This is a genomic window from Comamonas sp. HJ-2, assembly GCF_053615495.1.
In genome coordinates, this window is the sequence record NZ_JBSIFD010000014.1 from 1 (window position 1) to 20,078 (window position 20,078).

General features: G+C 55.7%; 16 protein-coding genes, 3 tRNA genes, 3 pseudogenes and 1 other annotated feature. Of the genes and pseudogenes, 10 read left to right on the top strand and 12 right to left on the bottom strand.

The annotated features are described in order from the left end of the window. From ACWGXF_RS12840 to ACWGXF_RS12850, 3 genes are all read left to right on the top strand, one after another. A partial coding sequence (locus tag ACWGXF_RS12840; protein ID WP_452102000.1) for a hypothetical protein occupies nt 1-483 on the top strand: 483 nt, incomplete at its 5' end. After that, nucleotides 483-1,148 (top strand): SOS response-associated peptidase, encoded by a 666-nt coding sequence (locus ACWGXF_RS12845; protein ID WP_177340770.1) that lies wholly within the window; start codon nt 483-485, stop codon nt 1,146-1,148. The genes ACWGXF_RS12840 and ACWGXF_RS12845, both read left to right, overlap by 1 nt. 1,714 nt (nt 1,149-2,862) lie before the next feature. After that, on the top strand, nt 2,863-3,165 hold the full coding sequence (locus tag ACWGXF_RS12850; protein WP_003066420.1) for a hypothetical protein: 303 nt from the start codon (nt 2,863-2,865) through the stop codon (nt 3,163-3,165). Between the two features lie 245 nt (nt 3,166-3,410). Here ACWGXF_RS12850 and ACWGXF_RS12855 read toward each other — a convergent pair whose 3' ends face one another. Then, nucleotides 3,411-4,604: a diguanylate cyclase domain-containing protein gene (locus tag ACWGXF_RS12855; protein ID WP_452102001.1), complete on the bottom strand. Its 1,194-nt coding sequence runs from the start codon at nt 4,602-4,604 to the stop codon at nt 3,411-3,413. A gap of 605 nt (nt 4,605-5,209) precedes the next feature. Further along, nucleotides 5,210-5,493: pseudogene (gene rdgC / locus ACWGXF_RS12860) on the bottom strand (recombination-associated protein RdgC); the annotation flags it as partial. Nucleotides 5,494-6,271: 778 nt separating this feature from the next. Between rdgC and ACWGXF_RS12865 the strand changes: the two are divergent. The 3 genes from ACWGXF_RS12865 (at nt 6,272) to ACWGXF_RS12875 (ending at nt 8,527) form a co-directional block, all read left to right on the top strand. Further along, entirely contained in the window at nt 6,272-8,170 is a 1,899-nt protein-coding gene (locus ACWGXF_RS12865; protein ID WP_452102002.1) for a SurA N-terminal domain-containing protein, read from the top strand. A gap of 65 nt (nt 8,171-8,235) precedes the next feature. Beyond that, nucleotides 8,236-8,311 (top strand) — tRNA-His (locus ACWGXF_RS12870). 140 nt (nt 8,312-8,451) lie between these two features. After that, a tRNA-His gene (locus tag ACWGXF_RS12875) sits at nt 8,452-8,527 on the top strand. Between the two features lie 605 nt (nt 8,528-9,132). On the opposite strand, the gene ACWGXF_RS12880 is transcribed toward ACWGXF_RS12875, so the two are convergent. The 3 genes from ACWGXF_RS12880 to ACWGXF_RS12890 form a co-directional block, all read right to left on the bottom strand. Continuing rightward, entirely contained in the window at nt 9,133-9,576 is a 444-nt protein-coding gene (locus ACWGXF_RS12880; protein ID WP_452102003.1) for a DUF1641 domain-containing protein, read from the bottom strand. 34 nt (nt 9,577-9,610) lie between these two features. Continuing rightward, nucleotides 9,611-10,801: an NAD(P)/FAD-dependent oxidoreductase gene (locus tag ACWGXF_RS12885; protein WP_452102004.1), complete on the bottom strand. Its 1,191-nt coding sequence runs from the start codon at nt 10,799-10,801 to the stop codon at nt 9,611-9,613. A 71-nt stretch (nt 10,802-10,872) separates the two neighbouring features. Then, nucleotides 10,873-11,472, bottom strand: a complete 600-nt coding sequence (locus ACWGXF_RS12890) for a TetR/AcrR family transcriptional regulator (RefSeq protein WP_452102005.1) — start codon at nt 11,470-11,472, stop codon at nt 10,873-10,875. Nucleotides 11,473-12,228: 756 nt separating this feature from the next. Between ACWGXF_RS12890 and ACWGXF_RS12895 the strand changes: the two genes are divergently transcribed. Beyond that, on the top strand, nt 12,229-12,414 hold the full coding sequence (locus ACWGXF_RS12895) for a hypothetical protein (protein ID WP_452102006.1): 186 nt from the start codon (nt 12,229-12,231) through the stop codon (nt 12,412-12,414). Here the strand turns inward: ACWGXF_RS12895 and ACWGXF_RS12900 are convergent. Next, the gene (locus tag ACWGXF_RS12900; protein ID WP_003066434.1) at nt 12,411-12,560 is read right to left on the bottom strand and encodes a hypothetical protein; all 150 of its coding nucleotides are present in this window, start codon (nt 12,558-12,560) and stop codon (nt 12,411-12,413) included. The genes ACWGXF_RS12895 and ACWGXF_RS12900 overlap by 4 nt on opposite strands. Nucleotides 12,561-14,030: 1,470 nt before the next feature. On the opposite strand from ACWGXF_RS12900, the pseudogene ACWGXF_RS12905 reads away from it, so the two are divergent. Continuing rightward, nucleotides 14,031-15,203: pseudogene (locus ACWGXF_RS12905) on the top strand (IS3 family transposase). Next, nucleotides 14,298-14,405, top strand: a sequence feature (AL1L pseudoknot). Its footprint overlaps the pseudogene before it by 108 nt. 40 nt (nt 15,204-15,243) lie before the next feature. Here ACWGXF_RS12905 and ACWGXF_RS12910 read toward each other — a convergent pair. Together ACWGXF_RS12910 and ACWGXF_RS12915 are read right to left on the bottom strand one after the other, a co-directional pair. Next, nucleotides 15,244-16,062: a hypothetical protein gene (locus ACWGXF_RS12910; RefSeq protein ID WP_256630204.1), complete on the bottom strand. Its 819-nt coding sequence runs from the start codon at nt 16,060-16,062 to the stop codon at nt 15,244-15,246. A 204-nt stretch (nt 16,063-16,266) separates the two neighbouring features. After that, nucleotides 16,267-16,911 carry a PadR family transcriptional regulator gene (locus ACWGXF_RS12915; RefSeq protein ID WP_256630205.1) on the bottom strand — a complete coding sequence of 215 codons (645 nt, stop codon included), beginning with the start codon at nt 16,909-16,911 and terminating at the stop codon, nt 16,267-16,269. Between the two features lie 511 nt (nt 16,912-17,422). On the opposite strand from ACWGXF_RS12915, the gene ACWGXF_RS12920 reads away from it, so the two are divergent. Further along, nucleotides 17,423-17,764: a lipase family protein gene (locus ACWGXF_RS12920; protein WP_452102007.1), complete on the top strand. Its 342-nt coding sequence runs from the start codon at nt 17,423-17,425 to the stop codon at nt 17,762-17,764. Next, nucleotides 17,765-18,217 carry a hypothetical protein gene (locus tag ACWGXF_RS12925; RefSeq protein WP_452102008.1) on the top strand — a complete coding sequence of 151 codons (453 nt, stop codon included), beginning with the start codon at nt 17,765-17,767 and terminating at the stop codon, nt 18,215-18,217. It begins immediately after the preceding gene. Nucleotides 18,218-18,233: 16 nt separating this feature from the next. On the opposite strand, the pseudogene ACWGXF_RS12930 reads toward ACWGXF_RS12925, so the two are convergent. From ACWGXF_RS12930 to infA, 4 genes and pseudogenes are all read right to left on the bottom strand, one after another. Beyond that, nucleotides 18,234-18,467 (bottom strand): annotated as a pseudogene (locus ACWGXF_RS12930) (hypothetical protein); the annotation flags it as partial. A 93-nt stretch (nt 18,468-18,560) separates the two neighbouring features. After that, nucleotides 18,561-18,728 (bottom strand): hypothetical protein, encoded by a 168-nt coding sequence (locus tag ACWGXF_RS12935; RefSeq protein WP_370466557.1) that lies wholly within the window; start codon nt 18,726-18,728, stop codon nt 18,561-18,563. 834 nt (nt 18,729-19,562) lie between these two features. After that, a tRNA-Pro gene (locus ACWGXF_RS12940) sits at nt 19,563-19,639 on the bottom strand. A 71-nt stretch (nt 19,640-19,710) separates the two neighbouring features. Next, on the bottom strand, nt 19,711-19,968 hold the full coding sequence (gene infA, locus ACWGXF_RS12945) for a translation initiation factor IF-1 (protein WP_003056533.1): 258 nt from the start codon (nt 19,966-19,968) through the stop codon (nt 19,711-19,713). Between the last annotated feature and the right edge of the window lie 110 nt (nt 19,969-20,078).

The window sequence follows — 20,078 nt, forward strand, 5'->3', positions numbered from 1 at the left end:
CAGGTGGGCCTCATTGGCCAGGGTGAGTGGATCACCGAGGAAATGCGCACGTTTGCGGGCGCGATCATTGAGCGCTGTGCTCGAAATGCGTACAAGGCCGTGGAAGTGGGGGAGGTTCCGCAGGAGTTCATCGAGCGTGAGATGCGGCCTGAGCCCCTGGAGGAAATCAGGAAGGAAGACAGCTACACCTTCTCAAAGTCCAAAGTCGCGCTGCTGAATGGACTTGCAGCGGATGCTGGCCTCATTGAGCAAGGGGCCTGGATCTCAGAAGAACTGCGTCGGCTTGCCGGCGCGGTCATTAAGCGCTGTGCCTGGCATGCGAGACTTGCCTTGCTGGTTGATGAATCCCCGAGCGAATGTGTCCAGCGCGACATGAAGCTGGAGACTCTGGAGGAGGCGCGGCAGGTCATGGCCGAGTATTGGCGCGAGCTTGACGAGGAGCTTCAGTACGCTGGCGGCGGCAACATCAACGATGGCGACTGATGTGCAACCGCTATAACACCCCCACAGAGATCGAGATTGAGCGTCACTTTCGCATTGGCCGGGAATCGCCGGGCTGGTGGAAGGATGAGCGCCTGGACATATTCCCTCGAGCGCCTGGCCCGTTCCTTCGCCGCGCGGTCGATGACCCTGGCTACAGCATCGAGGGTGTGGCGGGCCAGTGGGGCCTGATCCCCTGGTTTGCGAAAGAGCGCACGCTGAAGTACAGCACCAACAATGCGCGCTCTGAGGAGCTGGCCAGCAAAGCCAGCTACAAGGCACCCTGGGCGCGCGGCCAACGCTGCATCATTCCCGCCTGGAGCTTTGATGAGCCGTGCTGGGAGACGGGCAAAAACGTATGGTGGAGATTTCGCCGGGCCGATGGCGCGCCGTGGGCGCTGGCCGGACTGTGGAATCGTTGGAATGATCCCAAGACGGGCGAGCTCGTGGAGAGCTACACCATGCTGACCATCAATGCAGACTCACATCCCCTTATGAGTCGCATGCACAAGCCTGACCCCAAGCTGCCGGCGGACCAGCAGGACAAGCGCAGCGTGATTGCGATCGAGATGCAAGACATTGATCAGTGGTTGGCGGGGACGGTGCGGGAGGCTGGGCAATTGCTTAGATTGACGCCAGTTGGTATGTTTGAAGCAGCCCCAGCCTAGTCCAGGAACCTGCCGGAGGCCATGAATAGATGCTCCGTGGAACGCGCTGCTGGCACTGTCTTTCCACAGCTTGCTCACATTCATGAAACTGCTCAATGAATGCTCCTGAAAAGCCGCCGCAAGTGCTCGGCAGCACTTGAGCTTGAATTAGGCTTTTTGGCGGCTTGTGGCGGCCTACTGTTGTTTGTTGCATGAATAGGCGCTCGGAGTTGGTATGGCGGGTTGGTGTGCTTCATAAGTGTTTGATTTATATGATAAGTGTAAACCTTTACACGGAGTAGGTCGGCGGTTCGAGACCGTCAGGACCCACCACTAAAAAACTAAAGAAATCAAGGGCTTAGAGCGATCTAAGCCCTTTTTCTTTGCCCTCTCTACCAACCCGAATAGCCTCCACAAGCCGCCTCTACCAACCGTAAATCGTTGCTTACCAAGCAACCTGAGCCTGGCGTGGCGCCCGGCAGGAGAGCTCATGGCCGCTTGAGAAAAGCCCGCGGCGGCGGGCCGGGGTTACATCTTTTCGGGCTTCTTACGCTCTCGCTCTCATACCTGCTTTTCAAGTGTCTCCGGAGCTTTCTAGATTTGTATCTCGCTCATCGGACAAGCATAAATAAGGTGAAATCAGAGCGAATACTGATGAGTGTCTCAGGGTGTGAGTTTTGCAAAATTGGCTCCATTTCGCGTAACTGGTCGGCCTAGCATGCTCATGTGTTCGATGACAGGAGGCCAATCATGAAATCTCTATCTGCTATTGCGTTGCTGGTGGCCGCTGGCGCGCTGAGCGCCTGCGATGACAAAGCACCAAAGCCTGAACTGGAAACGCGGCCGCCGGCAATGGAGGGAATACAGCGACCACAGCCAGATCCTGGGGCAGTAGTGCCGAGGCCTGAGCCATCTCCTGCGAATCCTAATCCACGGCCTTAAAGACTGGGACTTGGATAGGACTGCTAGGAAGTCTGCTCATTTGGTTGTTTGTGCGGGCTCGCTTCGTTGTTGTTCCCGGCCACGATCAGCCAGAGGGCTGACGCTGTTGCCGGCTGTTCGCTCCCGAGCCGTTTTTGCGGAAGGCTAGTCTGCAGCCGGGTGATCGATGATGTAGCTCGGCGGGAAGTCCTGGGTGCTATAGCGCTCACGCTGCATGAGCATGCGCAGCATATGTCCACGGTTACCTCGCGTTTGCCGGTGAGCCGGATACGTTCAGCAGGTCTACGGCTACCCGCCTGTAGCTTCGCGCGGTACATCTTCCGAATGTCCGCGCGATAGTGGCGAGTCTTTAGGGGCGGTGTTGGCATCGTGCGCGCCGACTGCGTCAGGTCATGGTTGATCCCCGTGTCAATGGAGCGGCCGCTGGCCTGCTCAATGCCTGTGCAGGCATCACAGGCACCGGTCAACAGGTCAATCATCAGCTTGGCAGGCAGTGCCCGCACGAATTGAGGTGTAAGCATTGGCTCCAGAAAACGAGCCTGCTTGGTGGCTGGCTGCTCAGCTTGAGAAGCTGGAGATTGCTGGTGCTGAAGATTCCAGTCCAGCGGTTTTGCTCATTGGGCTCATGGTGTTGGGTAGCGCCCACTTGTTGTGGGCTGGGCAGATGCGGTACCTTATAGATTAGGGCAACGGCGAGGGAATGGCTGATTTGATGGGTGTGTTCCGAGAGAACCGGAATATCAACCAGTTTGGCAGGACTCTTCACGCGACGGTCCCTAGCTAGGAGGTCGCCATGGAAACGATCGAACAGATGGCTGAAAGACACATTCGCGAGTCTGAAGCGGACTTGGTTCATATCGATGTGTTGATGAAGCGTGCACAGAAAATGAGTGCGAACGCTGCTGATCAAGTGGAAGCGGAGAGGCTTTTGGATCAAGCCATGAGGCAGCGCGCTAAGTTAGATCTGCATCTCGCGGCCCTAAAGAGCAAGCAAGAGTCCGATTGCGAGCAGCTGGCCGAGGAGGGCAAGCGCTTTAAGGAGACGCTTGAAAAAATACGGTCGAATATTGAAGTGATGCTGGCTTCCTGGCTTTGACCGCCAAGCGGTTGCGAAGATGGGCGACCTCCGAGCGCTCCTGTGTGGAGCAGCAGCAGTCGGCAAAAAAGGTCTGTTGTGGGGCACATCCTCCTGTGCCTGTAGATCGCCCTGCCAGTCGATGGCTGGGCACTAAATGGTCATGTTCTTGAGCATTGCTCGAACGCCAAAAGCCCGCTCAGTGGCAGGCTGGGAAAGCTCCCGCTACAGGGTTTTCACAAAGCGCTGCGGCAGGTCTCTTGCAACTATGGGTCGAGGCTGGGATGAGTGCTCTCGAGAGAGATATCTGGATAACTCACTCCCGATACATGCACTTGATCACGTCCGGCATTTTTTGCCTGATAAAGAAGCTGATCGGCTTCTCTCAAGGCATGGTCCAGCTGGGATGGATCGGTGATCGATGAAATCCCAAAGCTCATGGTCAATTTTGTGCCGGAGAGAAGAGTGTCTCTATTCGAGCTGAGGTCTTGTCGGATGCGTTGAGCAATTTCTTCTGCATCTCGCAGTGCGATGTCGGTCAACAGAATCACAAACTCTTCGCCACCGAACCGTGCGACGAGGTCGCGCTCTCGTACATGGTTTTGCAGAGTCGTGGAGACAAGCTGCAGCACCTTATCGCCACATTCGTGGCCCCAGGTATCGTTGATTCGTTTGAAGTGGTCTATATCACAGGCCAGCACTGCCATGGGATAGAGTCTCATATCGGTTAAAAGCTTCAAGGCATATTCATGGAAGGATCTGCGATTCAATATCTGGGTCAAAGTATCAAGGTCACGTTCTTTCTGTAGTTTGCCAACAGTTTCCTTTGCGGCAATGGCGGTCATGACCACGGTAAAGAGTATCGCGAAGTTCAATATGCTCACCAGTGTCAAGAGCCAATACGGCGATCTTGGAAATGACTGCGGATCCGGGTATCCCAGCAGCGAAATAATCATGGGTCGAGTAAGGGTGTAGGCTGTGAAAATGATGCTCAGCCAGAGCAGTGACTTGTCGAGCCAGTCAAATGAGCTCTTCCTTGAATAGACCTGGAGGATAGGTAGCAGTAAAACAAGGCCTGAACCAACACTGAAGGAGTTCACTCGAGCCCAGACGTTGGGGTTGATCCGGCTAAAGTAATACAACGCAGCTAAAGTGATACTGGCAATCAGTAGCGCTACAAGTGGCTGGGCCGATACACGCCATCTCTCTGCCCAACTTTTCGCAAGGCACCAAGCGCTCAGCAGGTAGAAACTGCCAATCAGGAGTGCGTAGCGAGTGAGCTCCTCCAGGGGCATCAAGGTTTGAGCTGCAAGAGGCAGTGCAGTGAGTGAATAGGCGCAAGCTTGCCAAAGCAGAAAGCGCTGAGATCGTTGGGCGAGCCAGGCCACGACCAATATGACTGCCAGAACAAAGATCGCCAGAGGTGGCGTCAGAACCAAGAGGTCGTTATTCGCGAACATATGACCAGAGCCTCCTCGATCGAAGAGCGGTAACGCCTGTTCCTTGAGCGCAAAGCGACAATCTACTTGCACCGCAAATGTGTTCCGCTATTGGCGTCACAATTTATTACAGCGTGCGTCCTCCCTCATCCATGTCAGCCTGCTTCTTGTTTGGAGTGGTAAATCAGTCAAAAATTGTCAATGCCAAGACTTTCTTCCATGAATGAAAATCGTTCCAGGTTATTGATTCGCATTCATCGCTGGCATGCAACTTCCGTGCGATTTTTGAAGCTTATGCAGTGACCTTTTTAATCTCCTGAATGTGAATAACCAGCCTGCCTTTATGGCCAGCTTCTTGTATTGCTGGGCGGCCTTTTGAAGGGTGTACGGCTTGCTGTGCACTGCAGTGCGAAGCCATGAGGCTTCGTGAGGGCTCCGGTGGCTTGTCGTCTGCCTTCTGTGTCATCTGGCAAAGCCGCTCATGGGACTGCATTGCCTCATCCAGCTTCCCGGGCCGGATGCCGGAGACCCGCCAGCCTTTGTGAACAGACACAGGTTTCGCCTTGGATGCCAGGCGACGCTGGCGCTAGAACTCCGCTCCTTGGGCGCGCATGTCAGCCATTGGCGAAGACCATGGGCAGCAGATCCAACTTAGGCTCATCCTTGAGATCGCGGAGCTCTTTCTTGCCAGGCTTGCGGCGGTTGGCCTTCTTGTTGACTTTGCGGTTGAGCCGCTGGCGGGCAGCACTTTGGTCTCGGTCATGAAGCGCATGGCTCATTGCTCAGCCAGCGGCGCGTTCGTGGGGCGCGTCGCACTCCTCGAACATTGTCTTTGCAGGCCATCCTCCTGCACCTGCAGATTGTTTTGCCAGCTCTTGGCAATGCGGTAAATGATCATGCTCTTGAGCACCTGAGTTCCAGAAAAGCGAAACCCCTGAGCAGCGGGTCGTGTTGTCGTTGAGGTGGGGGTGGGGGGAGCTGCGTGCCGTTGGGGTAGATCGGCAGGCCATGGGTGCGGCTTGGCAGCTCAAACACACGGAAGCGGCTATCAGGAATGCCCAGTGTGCGCCGCAGCTCTTTGCCGTCATAGCTGTCCTGGGCGGGATGTAGCGCTCTGCAGGCTCTCCAGGTGACAGGACTGACCAGACGAGCACCTTGCTTCACTGGGGATTCTGGTCATTGTTTCACTTTCAGGCATTGAACGGTCTTTTCATCCAGCCGCCCGGTGTGCATGCCGGGGCACGCGAATTCTTCGCTCAGCGTCTTGATGGGGAGGGTTGGCTCATCTGCTTGTGCGGGCAAGTTGCTGATATTTTTGAAGGTATAAACCTTTGCGCAGAGTGGCTAGGCGGTTCGAGACATTCAGTACCCGCCGCTACAGCGCAAAGAAGGCTTGGAGAGCTCAAAGCCTTCTTTGAGTTTTGGCGTCTATTGCTACTGGAGGTGACGGTTGTTCGGGGTATTTCTATGCAAGATGCCCTGGCTAGACAGCGGCAATGGAAAAGCTGGCAGTTAGAATGGACAGGATTAGCCTAACCCTGTTGGTGGAGGTTGGATGGCAGTTCTGTAGAGCATCAGTGCCCTGTAGAGGCCCGGTCGGTGGCGCAAGCGGGTCGCACGGCTTTCACCATTGTTAATGAGGCGAACGCAAGTTCGCCTTTATTTTTGCTGCCGCAGAAAGATTGACCATGTTCGAATCCATCCGCAAGCATTCCAAGTTCGTGATGATCTTGTTGTTCTTGCTGATCATTCCCTCTTTCATTTTTGTCGGAGTCAACCAGAACTACTTCACCGAGTCCAGCCAGACTGTGGCCCGCGTGGATGGGCATGACATCACCCTGCAGGACTGGGACAACGCTCACAGGGCTGAAAGCGACCGCCTGCGTGCGCAGAATCCGACCATGGATGCCAAGCTGCTCGACTCGCCAGAGGCGCGCTATGCCACGCTGGAGAAGCTGGTGCGTGATCGCGTGCTGGCAGCTGCTGCCGCCAAGATGCACCTGACAACGCCCGATGCACAGTTGGTGCGTACCTTGCGTGAAATCCCCGCGATTGCGTCCTTGCAAAAGCCAGATGGCTCGCTGGATGCGGAAGCCTACAAGGCTTTGGTAGGTTCGCAGGGCATGACTCCCGAAGGGTTTGAAGCCAATCTGCGTCGTGAACTGGCACTCAATCAGGTACTGGGTTCCGTCTCTTCGACCAGCTTCACGACTGCCGCGCAGTTGCAGCAGGCCATGGACGCCCTGTATCAGCGCCGAGAAATTCAAGTTGCCCGGTTTGATGCCAGTGCCTTTGCAGGCAAGGTCCAGCCCACGGAGGCCGAGCTCAAGGCTTTCTATGAAGCACACACCAACCAGTTCAAACAGCCAGAGGCAGCAACGGTGGAGTATGTCCAATTGGACCTGGCCGCTGTACAGCAAGGCATTGTTCTGAGCGAAGACGACCTGCGCACCTATTACAAGGAAAATGCTGCCCGTCTTGCCGGTCCCGAAGAGCGTCGTGCCAGCCATATCCTGATCAATGCGGCCAAGGATCTTCCGGCTGCAGAGCGTGAAAAAGCCAAGGCCAAGGCTGAGCAATTGCTAGCCCAGGTACGCAAAGATCCCAAGAGCTTTGCCCAGGTAGCCAAGGCCAACTCGCAGGATCCCGGCTCTGCTGCCAATGGCGGTGATCTGGGTTACTTTGGCCGCGAGGCCATGGTCAAGCCATTTGAAGAAGCCGTTTTCAAGATGAAGCAGGGCGACATCAGCGATGTGGTCGAGTCTGACTTTGGCTTTCACATCATCGAGCTGACCGGCATCAAGCAGCCCAAGGTGCCCTCGTTCGAGGAAATGCGCCCCAAGCTGGAAGCAGATCTCAAGCAACAACAGGCTCAGCGCAAGTTTGCAGAGGCGGCCGAAGCCTTCTCCAACGCCGTTTACGAGCAGTCCGAAAGCCTCAAGCCTGTGGCCGAGAAGTTCAAGCTGAGCATTCACAAGGTCGAGAACGTGACGCGTGAGCCAGCCCCTGATGCGCAAGGTCCTCTGGCCAACAAGCGTTTCCTTGAGGCATTGTTCTCCGCAGACTCTCTGGAGAACAAGCGCAATACCGACGCAGTGGAGCTGGCCCCCAGCAACCTGGTGGCTGGACGTGTGCTGAGCTATGCTCCTGCGCACACCCAGTCCATGGATGAAGTGGGTGAGAAACTCAAGCAGCTATATGTGGCGCACCAGTCCGCAGAGCTGGCCAAGCAGGAAGGCAAGGCCAAGATGGCCGAATGGAAGGCCAAGCCTGAAGCAGCTCAACTGCCTGCGGCTGTCGAGGTGGGTCGCGATCAAGCCAGGGACCTGCCGCGTGAAGTGCTGGATGCGGCATTGCGCGCCCCCACGAATGCCCTGCCTGCATGGGAGGGTGTCGACCTTGGCAATGCAGGTTATGCCGTGATCAAGGTCAATCGCATTGCCCAGCGTCCTGCGCAAGATGCTCAGGTGCTGGAGCAGCAAAAGGCGCAGTTCACGCAGTGGTCTTCCATGGCTGAAGTCATGGCCTACTATGAACAGTTGAAGAAGGCCTTCAAGGTCCAGATCAAGGTGCCGCGTCCTCAGTAAGGCATTTAAATCAGGCATGAGTTTATTTCCGGCCTGATTTATGCATTACAATAGATGCTTCTACGGTGGCTGTAGCTCAGTTGGTAGAGTCCAGGATTGTGATTCCTGTTGTCGTGGGTTCGAGTCCCATCAGCCACCCCAGAATTTCAAAAACGCTCTGCAGCGCAGAGCGTTTTTATTTGATGAGAGGTGTTTGCCTTGAATCGTTGCTAGTTCAGTGTTTATTGCTCTCAATTTTGATTTGATGGCTCAAATTCTGAAGTAGAATAGAGACTTCTACGGTGGCTGTAGCTCAGTTGGTAGAGTCCAGGATTGTGATTCCTGTTGTCGTGGGTTCGAGTCCCATCAGCCACCCCAGTTTATAAAATGCCCCACAGGTTTGCTTGTGGGGCATTTTTGTTTTTTGCAGCGCGCTGCTATGCAGCGAGCGCAGACTGTTTTGAGGCTCTACTTTCTCGCTAAACAGGCTGCCCGGTGCTTGAGAGCCTCGTGACAGTGGTCGGGCTTTTGCATTGCGCTACCTGCATGCGGTCAGCGGCGCGCACCTTCAAGTGCTGTCAGGACAGAGCTGCGGCTGCCTCGCCAGCAGACGGTGTGCGGCATCACTACGGCAAGCGCAGCGCCGTGCCAGCCATCCTTTCCTGCGGCCCCGAGGGGCGCTCGCTCATCATCCGTGGTGGATTTGTAAATGTGTGGCAGTACCTCGGCGAATGAAATCGGTGGACATGGCGGCTTGAATGCAAAGGTTTTTGGCTCATCTGCTTCACGACTGCAACTGATGGTGCAAAGTGCTCTGCCAGTGCCTTGCTGATCTGTCCAAGGGATTCGGCGGGGGAAGGCTTGGCGTTGCACAGGCGGCACAACTATTCAGGAGGCAAGGCCTCATAGATTGATTGCCTCTCCAGAAAAGAAAGACCGGCTGCGGCGGAAGGGCTGGGGCCAGAACTGCTAAGGACTTGCCTTCAGTCCGCTGTGTAGTCGATAGGGTCATAGGCATGTTGCCGGCCCAATGCTCCAGCCATGGATAGCAGGAACGCCAACCCACGGCGCACATCTGGCTCACCCGCCATGCGAAGAAGGCCAATTAAAGTAGGTGTTGTCTCGAGTCGCTCCATGCGGGCTGCGGCCATGCGGGCCGCGTTTCCGGCTGACCATGCTGCAGATACGCTTTCTTCAAAAGCTCTGGCCAGCTTTTCGACCATGTACGCATCGCTCATATCGACCGCATCGGCAGCCACGGAAAGCATGTCTACGACACGGTTCAGGCGGCGCCCTGCCAATAGAGGCTCGAGTTTGCTCATGAGTTCGGCCAAACCCTGAAGAGCGGCATCGTCGTTCAGCAGGCCTGCACTGAGTTTCATGGCAGATTCGTGCTCGGCCATCGGAATATCGGTAGTGCTATTCATCTCGAATCTCCTTGTGTACATCCATGAAGCTGGCTTAGACCAGGGCGCGTGCTACCGCCCAGTACAGGCCTCGATTGAAGCCCTTGCGCATCATTCCGCCGATCTTGGTGGGAGGCGTTGGCTTGACATCTACTTTGTAGTCATACCAAAGAGGCATTCCGTCATCGAGCCCCATCTGCGCGATGGCCACAACTCGGCCGTCGTATGCGTCGCAAGTACGGTCGAAGCGGATTTGCGATGCGATGTTGTTGACGACAACAGGTGACTGGCTGTGGCAGGAGCCATCGGCCTTGCTGACAGGAAGATCCACGGTGTCGCCGAGCACGTAGACATTCGAGGTGCCCAGCATTTGCATCGTCTCGTGGTCAGTGGGGAGCCAACCTTCGCCATCCTGTGCCTGGGACATACCGCTATCGCGTACGGCCTGTACTGCTCGAATGGGGGGTGTGGCCATGAGAATGTCGAAGTCTTCTGATTCGCCCTCTTCCGAATAGGCGATCTTTGCGTCCGGGTCCACGTGCGACAACGTGAACCCGCGCTGATAACGTATACCGCGTTGCTCGAACACCGTGGGGAGGATCTCGCAGGTATCCCTCTGAAGGAACAGGCAGTTGCGCAGCAATTGCGATACCGTGGGGTAGGTATAGATGATCTCCACTTTGTCTCTCACTCCGCGGCGGCGCAACAGATCGTCGAGCATCAGAGTTGTCTCGATCGGTGCGATGCCGCACTGGTGGGGGACGTTCGAGGTCTTGGGGAAGGTCACGGTGATGAATATTCGACCCTTCTCGATACGAGTCAGCTTGTCGGCCAATTTGCGGGCAGGCCCATGCTGGTAGAAATGGTCGCCGCCCTCGGCCAAGCCGGCAATGCGCTCTGGGGAAGGAACGCAGCCCGTGGATATCACAAGGTGGTCGTAGTTAAAGCGTTTTCCGCTTTTACATTGGACTGATTGAGCCGAAAAATCAAAGCTCTCCACTTCCTCGACTTGAAAGTCGATTTCAGGCCTCAGCAGTCCGCGTTGTTTACGTCTCAGTTCATCCCGGAAAAATGCATTGAAAGCCACATACATAAAGGCTGGCTTGTAATAGTGCCAAGGAGAATTGGAGAGCATGGTGATGCGCACCTTGCCGCTTAGCAATTCCGGATATAACTTGATGACCAGATGATTGGCTGTCATGGTTCCGCCAATGCCGCCGCCAATGATCAATATGTGATGCGCCATCCTGCTACTCCTCTTAACATTCAGTCGGAAAATGGCCGGCACCTGATAGGTGTCGGTTCGTGAAACCAAATTCAATCGGGCCGAAGTGAGCGCCATACTCCTTCCCACAAGGAGTCAAAGAGTTGTTCGAGCGGTGTGTCCACCAATCCGTCAAGGCGCAGGCAGATAATGCGGATGGCACTGCCATACATCAAACTGGCGGCAACCATGGGTTCCATTGAGCGAATCTCGCCGTCTTTCATGCCGGAGGACACAAAGCCGCGCATACGGACGAATGCGGAAGCGGAACAGATCGCTTGCTCCTCTGGCAGAAACTCGCGGTGGCGTGCGTTGACCACAAAACCCATTGCATCAGGCTCGGCTTCAGCCAAGGCGAACAGCATGCGCAGTACGGCTTCACAGCGTTCACGGCTGCTTGCGTGCTGCACTTCAATTTCATCCAGCAGCGCATTCATGCGGGAGAGCAGGTGTCGATAAAGCTCCCTGGCAATGCCTTCTTTATCAGCGAAGTGGTTGTAGAAATATCCGATAGAAACTCCGGCCTCGGTGCATAACTCTTGGATTGAAGTGTTAAAGAAGCCATTTCTTACAAAAAGCCTCAGAGCCACACTAAGCGTTTGAATATTGCGGGAGCTGGAATTTGGAAAGAATGTCCAAGTTTCTTTTTGCATCGTAAAAATAGAATGAATCTTCGTTCTATTTTTGACGTAATGATGATAGGGAAAAACAGGAGTAAACCCTGTTTACAGACAGTCGAAATTTAAAAATATTTGGAGATTGCAATTTGGCCGGGCATGCCTCTCGCCTTTTGCTTTTTGTTGTATGGAGAGGTCGAAACTCTATGGGGCTCTCTATCTGATGAGTTAACTTTCTTGCGTCTGGCTACCCGGCAGATGAATGCGTTGGTCATATCAGCTGGCTCGAACATGACGCGAACGGTTTCGGTTCCAGGCGGTCATCTTCTCGATTTCTGGAATTGCAATAGCCGTCACAAAGGGCTTTCATCTGCAATCAGCCTTTTGCTCCAGCTGTCCTTTGGACTATCCGGCAACGCCGCTCTTGGGCATGCTTTTTGTCCTCCTGCTTCCAGGGCTTGATACCCGAGACGCGCAAGGGGCGCGGTATCGGACCTGGTGACAAGGCACTTCTGACGCCTGAGCCTCATTCCTGGGCTCGTATCGCAGCCATCCTGGTCCTGGAAAGAGGGGCTGTGGGCTGTTGGGGTTCACTAAATTCGAGGCCACATGAGGCTACAGAAACAACAGCCAGTTCAAGGCTGGCTAGGCATGGCAGGAGCTTCACTTGCTTACACATCGAGTACCCGCAAGCGATTGAATAACCTAGACTTATTGCTATGAAAAAGTTACTTGGAGTCTCGGCATTTGCGCTGTTCTTGTCTGGCTGCTATGCACATCACGGGCATGGTTATGGGCACCGTCACCATGATGGGTACTACGGGCATCCGCACGGCCACAAGCATCATGGCCATCGGTCAGGTGGTCATGGAGGTGGGCATAAGCACCACGGCGGGCGTGGGAACGGTCGGCGCTAGACCTGAAACGCAAACAAAAAAGCCACCTTCGGGTGGCTTGGTTTATCTGGAGACCGTTTAGAAGGCGTCGGCGCTGTACTCGCCTTCGGGTGGGGTCTGGGACAGTATCCGCAGAACCTCTTCGGGAGAGTGGGGGTCAGGCATTGGCGTCATGATCTCTTGATTCGTCGCTTTGAGTTCGGGATAGGCGGCGTACAGGTAGGTCATGGCTACTCCTTGCAGGGGGGATGGAAGCTGATGAGTCCCTTTTTAATGCTTGACTGTGTCAGTTCGTTGACAGGAATGTAAGTTGTGAGCTGTGCTCGCGAATTCTCAAACAGGCATTGCACGGTCTTGTTGTCCAGTCGCTAGGCTGTTTGCACGGGTCGGAAAAGGCAGTGCGTGCAGCGATTCGGATTGCACTGCCAGAGAGGAATGAAGTTGCGGAAGAGGGGGGCGTCCGCCCAAGCCGGGCCAGAGGCTCATGGTATCGCGGCAGCGGAGGGGCGGGCAGCAAGCGCGATCGCGCCAAGTGGTTTAGCCATGGGTTTTCATCCTCTTCGGGATCGTTGCCGCGACGCAGGGCGGTGGATCAGTAGCGGCGATGGCCGGGTTTTGCAGGATGCTTGCCGTCAATCTGGTGCAGGACTCTGCCAGCCATATGCGGTGCGTGATGGCGCAGTCGAGAAGCTCTGGCCGGTGCTCCAGCCGGGAGACAGGCTTGTGGTTGCGCAACGGTATTTGGCCGTGCTGCTGTGGCTGACGACTTGATTGGCTCGATCGTGGAAAAAAGGCTTGGCTAATAGGAGAGGGCCGCTGGCTAGCTAAAACGCTGCAAGCCCCTGCTTGTCAGCGCCCCACGATGAAGAGGCGGTACAGCGACTCGCTGCACCATGGGGTGAATCATAAACGCAATTGAGAATCGTTTGCAAATAACCGTGTAATTCTCAGGACTATAAAAAGAGAGGATCGATGCCTGGAGGCATGAAACTGAATGGCACCAAGAGTTACCGGATAGATGCGGGCGCTGGGTTCAGGGCGGTTGGAAGAGGCTGCGAGGTGTCAGTGCCGAGGAGCGGTACCAGCCTCTGCGGCAGGAAGATGAGGCATTGCCTTCAATTCCGGACTGGGTGCTGGACAGGCTCAGCTTGTGCTGCAAGCCGCGTCCATGAAGCTCCATCACGTGCTGTTTGCAGCCTATGTCCTGGAGAAGGAGCACTTGAACTCTGTGCGCTGGCGTCTGGTCAGGGCTGGCATGATGTCGAATCCACGGTTTGCGTTCCCTCTGGTCGATATTTCGGATGCTGCTGACGTATCTTGATAAGGAACGCCCCGATAGCGGCCATTCATCGCAATACTGAGGCGTATGCCCAGGCTGCCTGGGGTAGCCAGCGGCGTGACCATAGTTTCAAGCATGATCAGCGGGCGCCTTTGTTTTGCGTTTGCCGTTGTGAGCAATTGATAGCGCGCAAGGGTTTGCATCACATGGATGCCCTGGCAGGTCCCACGGCCGTAGGCCTCACTAGCGCTTAACTTTGACCCAAGCCGCATTTTGCGGCTTTGTTCATAAGGAGGGTGTCATGAATACTGATCAAGTCAAGGGCACGTTGAAGGATGTGGCAGGCAGGATTCACGAGGAACACATAGATAAATCGCCCCGGCTTTTGAGGAGGTCCAACACTCTGAGAGGATTGAGCCATGAAGAAGTCAAACAAGTTCTCGTCAGAAGTCCGTGAGCGGGCAGAGAGGATGGTACAGGAGCATCGTGGGGAGTTCCACATCGCTGGGGGTGGCCTCGAGTCCATTGAGCCCAAGATTGGCTGCGTGCCGCAGACCTGAACGAATGGGTCAAGTGCTATGAAGTCGATGTCGGCATGCGTGAACCGGTGAGGTGCAGCGGATGAAGGAGCTTGAGCGCGAGGTCAAAGAACTGCGGCGGGCCAACCGGATACTGAAGCTGGCCGTTGCGTTTTTGCCCAGGCGGAGCTCGACCGCCGACTCAAGTCCTTCATCGACAAGCATCATGATGCCTTCGGAGTCGAGTCGCTCTGCAAGGTCTTGCAGGTCGCTCCGTCGGCCTAATGAAGACATTTGGCGCTGCTGCGCGAGCCACATAAGTGCGGTGCCCGCGCTCATCGCGACGAGATGCTGGTGTCACAAATTGAACATGTCTGGCATGTCAACATGCAGGTCTATGGCGCCGACAAGGTGTGTGGCAACTGGCACGCGAGGGCGTTGTCGCAGCTCGTTGCACGGTCGAGCGATTGATGTGCAAGCTGGGGCTGCGTGGTGTGATGCGCGGCAAGGTCGTGCGCACCAGCGCCGGTGATGCCAAGGCACCGTGTCCGCTGGACCGGGTCAATCGGCAGTTTCGGGCGCAACAGCCGAACCAGCTGTGGGTCAGCGACTTCACGTATGTTTCGACCTGGCAGGGCTGGCTATACGTAGCCTTCGTCATTGACGTATTTGCCCGGCGTATCGTGGGCTGGCGAGTGAGCAGTTCGATGCGTACGGACTTCGTGCTCGATGCGCTGGAGCAAGCTCTGTATGCGCGACAGCCAGAGCGTGAGGGAGTCCTAGTTTGTCACTCCGACAGAGGCCCGCACTACGTCAGCATCCGCTACACCGAGCGGCTCGCCGCAGCGGGCATCGAGCCTTCGGTGAGCAGTAAGGGCGAAAGCTATGACAACGCCTTGGTCGAGACCATCAACAGGCTCTACAAGGGCGAGTTGATTCACCGCCGAGTGCCGTGGAAGACAAAGGAGACCGTGGAATTAGCAAGACGCTCGAATGGGTGTCGTGGTTCAATCACCACCGTCGCTCAACCCCATCGGGTATGTGCCGCCAGCAGAAGCCGAGGCAAACTACTAACGGCAACTCGTCAGTAAGAACACAGCAGTGGTGGCCTGACTTAAACCAAACAGCCTCCTAAAAAGCCGGGGCGATTCAGTTCTTGGCAGCTCGGAATTTTGGCGATACGCCCGCCGGCCACGCTCATGGCCATGATGCCGTTTTCGATATCGCCGTCCACCAGGGCCTTCTGGATCAACATTGACATGGTCGCGGCCATCATTGCCTGCGTGAGTGGCATGGCGCCATGCGAGGTCATGCCCCTGGCCAATTTCAGCAGTTCGATCCACGAAGCGCAGGACTGCTTCTTCATTAACATGCTGGCTTCGATCGCCCGCATCCACATGTCGATCTTGCCCGATTTTTCGATCCGGTCCATCAGCTTCGAACGAACCATGCGCTGTGGAATACCGTCGAGCTTGGCGGTCAGGATGGTGCCATCGGTCGATGCACGCAGGTATTCACCTTTGGTCACGCCGGGGTCCGGGTGCCCATGGCGATACCCACTGCTGGCGATCATCGGCACGTTAACCGTATCGAGCACCTGCAGCAGCAGCACGGTGGTCGGCACCGAACCGGTGTGGCCATCGCTGCGATCCGACTTGTTGACCTGTTGGGCCTGGAGCATCGCCTTCATATGGCGTGTTTCGACGCATATCATGGGAAAGCCCGAGACGATCAGCCCGTTCGCCAGACACTGGGGCAGCGGACCAGCTTCGATCCCCACCCGGCCATATTCCTCGCCGATCGAGGCGAGGAGGGTACCGATGTCATCTGGTTCTGTCGGTACCTTGCGCTCGCAGACAACCTTGCTGGTTTCATCGACTACGTATACCGATGTCCCCTCCAACGAGACATCCAGACCCACAAAATGTGTCATCGCTCTCACTCCTTCCCTCTATGCACGAGGTTAGACGCGACCCCGATCAATCATCGTATGTGAAGGAGGCTGCGCTTCATTGCGTTCCAAAACGCAGCCGCAGTGATACACCATCTTTGTTCGCGAGGTTGGTTTGTCGATTGGATTGAGCAAGTTCGGAAACTCTGCTTTTGGCAGCAGGGAGTCCCCTTGTATGCACAGTTGCTACTCTGCCATTTCGGTCAGCAAAGTGATCATGCGGCGATGGCTGCGTAGATAGCTCGCCCGCGCTTGGCTACGAGTTTCGGACTCCGAAAGCGCAGGCAATCGCTTTGCCAGTTCACGGAAATTCCTCACCCAGGTGAGATGCATCTCCTGCGTGGATACCAACAATTCGACCGCATTGGCGACAAACAGGGAATGCGGTTCAATTCGATCTTCAGCGAGTATCTGTCCCACACCTTCCACTGCGCCCCGCAGGTAATGGAGCACCTCATCTTCCATCCGCGCAAGAGAGTCCGCAATGCCCTCCGGACTGCCTTGATCCTGAAAGAGAAGGCGCAGCATAGTTTCCCAATCGTTGGTCGCGGGTGTCGTTTCGCCACCCAGAAGCCACGCTTCAAGAGCGGAACGACCGGCCTCGGTAATGGTGTACACCTGACGTTTCCGCTTGCCATGGAAGTCTTCGCTGACGTCAGCAAGACCGTGCTTTTCCAGCTTTTTTATTTCTGCGTACAAATGGCTTGGCGCACGACTGTTGAACGCCGTCACCACACTTATCTGCATGTGCTTTGTCAATTCATATGCGCTCCAGGAACGCCGAGCCAACAGCCCCAGCAAGGCATAAGCGGTAGAAGTGAGCTTCATCATCGAGGCCAATCGTCCGTTGTCCGAGGCTTAGTTGTTATCAGTAAACTTGACATTTAATACTCCATACAGGACTATATGATGATCAAAAATGGATTAAGGATCCGCAATGAAATCTGCTCTTCGGTCCCTGGCTCTGGCCGCCTGCCTCGTGACTGCCACTGCCGGGGCGCAAACGCCTGTGTCAGATCCCCTTTGGGGAGATGGCCGGGTTTCCGACTTCTATACGTGGAGCGAAGCGATCCCTTCGACTCCAGGCGTACCGCTTCGTAAAGAACCTCTTCCCACACCTCTCGGACTCGCTGGAGCGGGCGCGCAGTTCCGCGTTCTTTATGGATCCACCAGTGGGGTCGATGGAAAGACCCCTGTCGCCGTCTCTGGGGCTGTTTTCGTTCCCAAAGGAGAGGCGCCCGCTGAAGGATGGCCGATCGTCGCTTGGGCGCACGGCACAGTGGGGGTAGCGGACGCTCTCGCGCCTTCATGGCATGGTCGATCCTATCGCGATGTGCAGTATTTGAACGCTTGGCTGAATGCAGGCTTTGCGGTTGTCGCGACCGATTATGAAGGGCTGGGGGTAGCCGGGCTTCACCCTTATATGGATATGCGCTCGGAGGCTTACAGCGTGCTCGACAGTGTTCGTGCAGCGCTGAAGAATATACCTCTTCTTTCCAATAGGATTGTCATTGTGGGGCAATCGCAAGGGGCTGGCGCCGCTTTCGCAACCGCAGGTTTCGCTCCCCAGTATGCACCGGATCTCCATATCCTGGGGACCGTTGCGACTGGTGTGCCTTATCCTACAAGCGATGTGCGTGCCGCAGCGCAGTTTTACGATCAAAAGGGACCTTTGGGTTCCTAAATGCTTTATACGGTGCTCACGGCTATGGAGGCCTCTCCTGGACTGAAAGCATCAGACGTCCTCACCGACAAGGCACTTCCCTTGCTGGACTTGGCACGCATCAAACATATCGCTTTGCTGCAGGCTGATATCGATAGTGTGGGTTTGACCTGGGCGGATAGCTTCAAACCGGGCGGACTCGAGAAGATTTGGGGCAGAAAAGCGGCGGAGTATCCAACATTCAAGCTGCAACAACCGCTTTTCGTAGGTTCCGGCACTATTGATTTGATGGCACCGCCACAAATGCAACGTAGGCTTGTGCAAGATGCCTGCAAGGCAGGCACCATTGTTGAAGTGCATCTCTATCCGGGCTTGGGGCACGATGAAACGGTGAACGCCTCCCTGAAGGATTCCATTCCCTTCGTGCGCAAGCTGTTGGCCGGACAGCCAATCGCTCCGATCTGCGAACCCTAGGGCCAGGACTCGTTGATTAGAGCCAGAGGATGACGGTGGCGGCAAGCTGATGGCAGAGAAGAAGACGGTCGGGCAGCCATTTCGCTTTGGGAAGCTCGTCCAGCAGAGCAGCGGCTGCGGTGTAGTCGCTGATCTGCCCTGCGGTCATAAAGAAGCTGAGTGGGCGGTCGTTGGCGTCGGTGATGGCGTGGAGCTTGGTGTTCATGCAGCCCTTGGTACGGTCGATCAGCCGCCCGAGATCACCTTTTAAACTGCAGGCTCGAAGCCGTGCGGTGCGCCTTCAAATATGTCGTATCAGTCATGACCGTCGCTGGTTTGGCGCCTTCAGAAGCCAGCCCTTCCATCATGCGAAGAAACACGCCCATATCCCCCATCGCAACCTGTCGCGGTTGACGAACACGATATCACTCAGAACTCGTCGATCGTCAACGCGCGGCTTGCCGTGGCTCTTGGGAAAGTGAGGACGCAGACGATCCATCTGCTCGTCGGTCAGCCAGTACAGGTCGCTCATGCTCAGTCTCCTCACGGAGCCTGGAGCCATAGGCGTGCAAAGCAAAATCAGAACGCGCCTCTCACATCAATGAGTCCTGACCCTGGTAACTGTCGCACAAATTCCTATTTCGAAAGGCGTTGCATTGCTCGTCAGGGTGTCCCGTAGGTGGCGGACCTAATTTTGCACTTTTCAACGATACGCCCAGCCGCCGAGTTGGGTAGGCTATGCTCAGGGAAGGGCTGGCCAGAACACCCATTTTCAAATCGATATTGCCAGTGAATAATAAGTATCGGTGGTTGCGTGCCCTCGCAACCAATAAAGCCCTGGCCGGAAACGGTCAGGGCTTTTTGCCATCTGTCTGTCATATTTCGAGAGCAAGATACGCATCGCTAGGTTCAGGTTGTAGCACTGAAAGATGGCTTAACCCCTGGCGCCAATTCCAAAGCCCTGGCCGTAGCAGCCGGGGCTTTTTCTTTTGTCTTCTGCCTGCCGAAAACTGGTTGCTGCGGCCCTGGTTCTGCCTCGACGGCTTTTCTTATTCCCTTGAGCCAGCCAAGGCCGCGCCCGGGTGGCATGTCGCGCGGATGATGCGGGCTGCTTCATCGCTCACGGAGAGCTCTTGCATGTGTCACTTTGGGCCGAAGGAGTGCAAGCTCGAATTAGGAGGGAGGCGTCAGCCTTCTTGCCATGAGGGCGCAAAGCATCGATGCTTCGTGCCGGCCTCAAAGAGGGTTAAGGCGGTTCTTAGTCTGCCAAGCCGCAAATAAATATGATGGCGCGCATAAGCCGGCAAGGTCGAGAAGCCTAGACAGACAAAAGGGGTTAGATCTTTCGATCTAACCCCTTGTCATTTGGTCGGAGCGGCGGGATTCGAACTCGCGACCCTCTGCTCCCAAAGCAGATGCGCTACCAGGCTGCGCTACGCTCCGAAGCCTCTATTCTAACTACAAAAAATTGCGCATCTTTTGAAAGTGGCGAATTTTTGATGATGAGGCGCTATTTATTTTGAACGAGGTGTCGTGGGGGCCGGGCCACGGTTGGCCAGGTGGCGGAAGGTAATACGGCCCTTGGTCAGATCATAGGGCGACATTTCCAGCGACACCTTGTCGCCAGCCAGAATGCGGATGTGGTGCTTGCGCATCTTGCCGCCGGTGTAGGCAATCAGTTGGTGACCGTTGTCCAGCGTGACGCGAAAACGCGAGTCAGGCAGGACTTCCGTCACGGAACCTTGCATTTCAATCAGTTCTTCCTTGGCCATTTGTTCAATCTCTTAGAAAAGGTCAGTTGCGGCGCTTGCTCGTCATCACCACGGAAAAGGCCTGAGCAGAACAACTGCTCAGGCCTCAATGTGGCAAGGGCGCTGCGCTG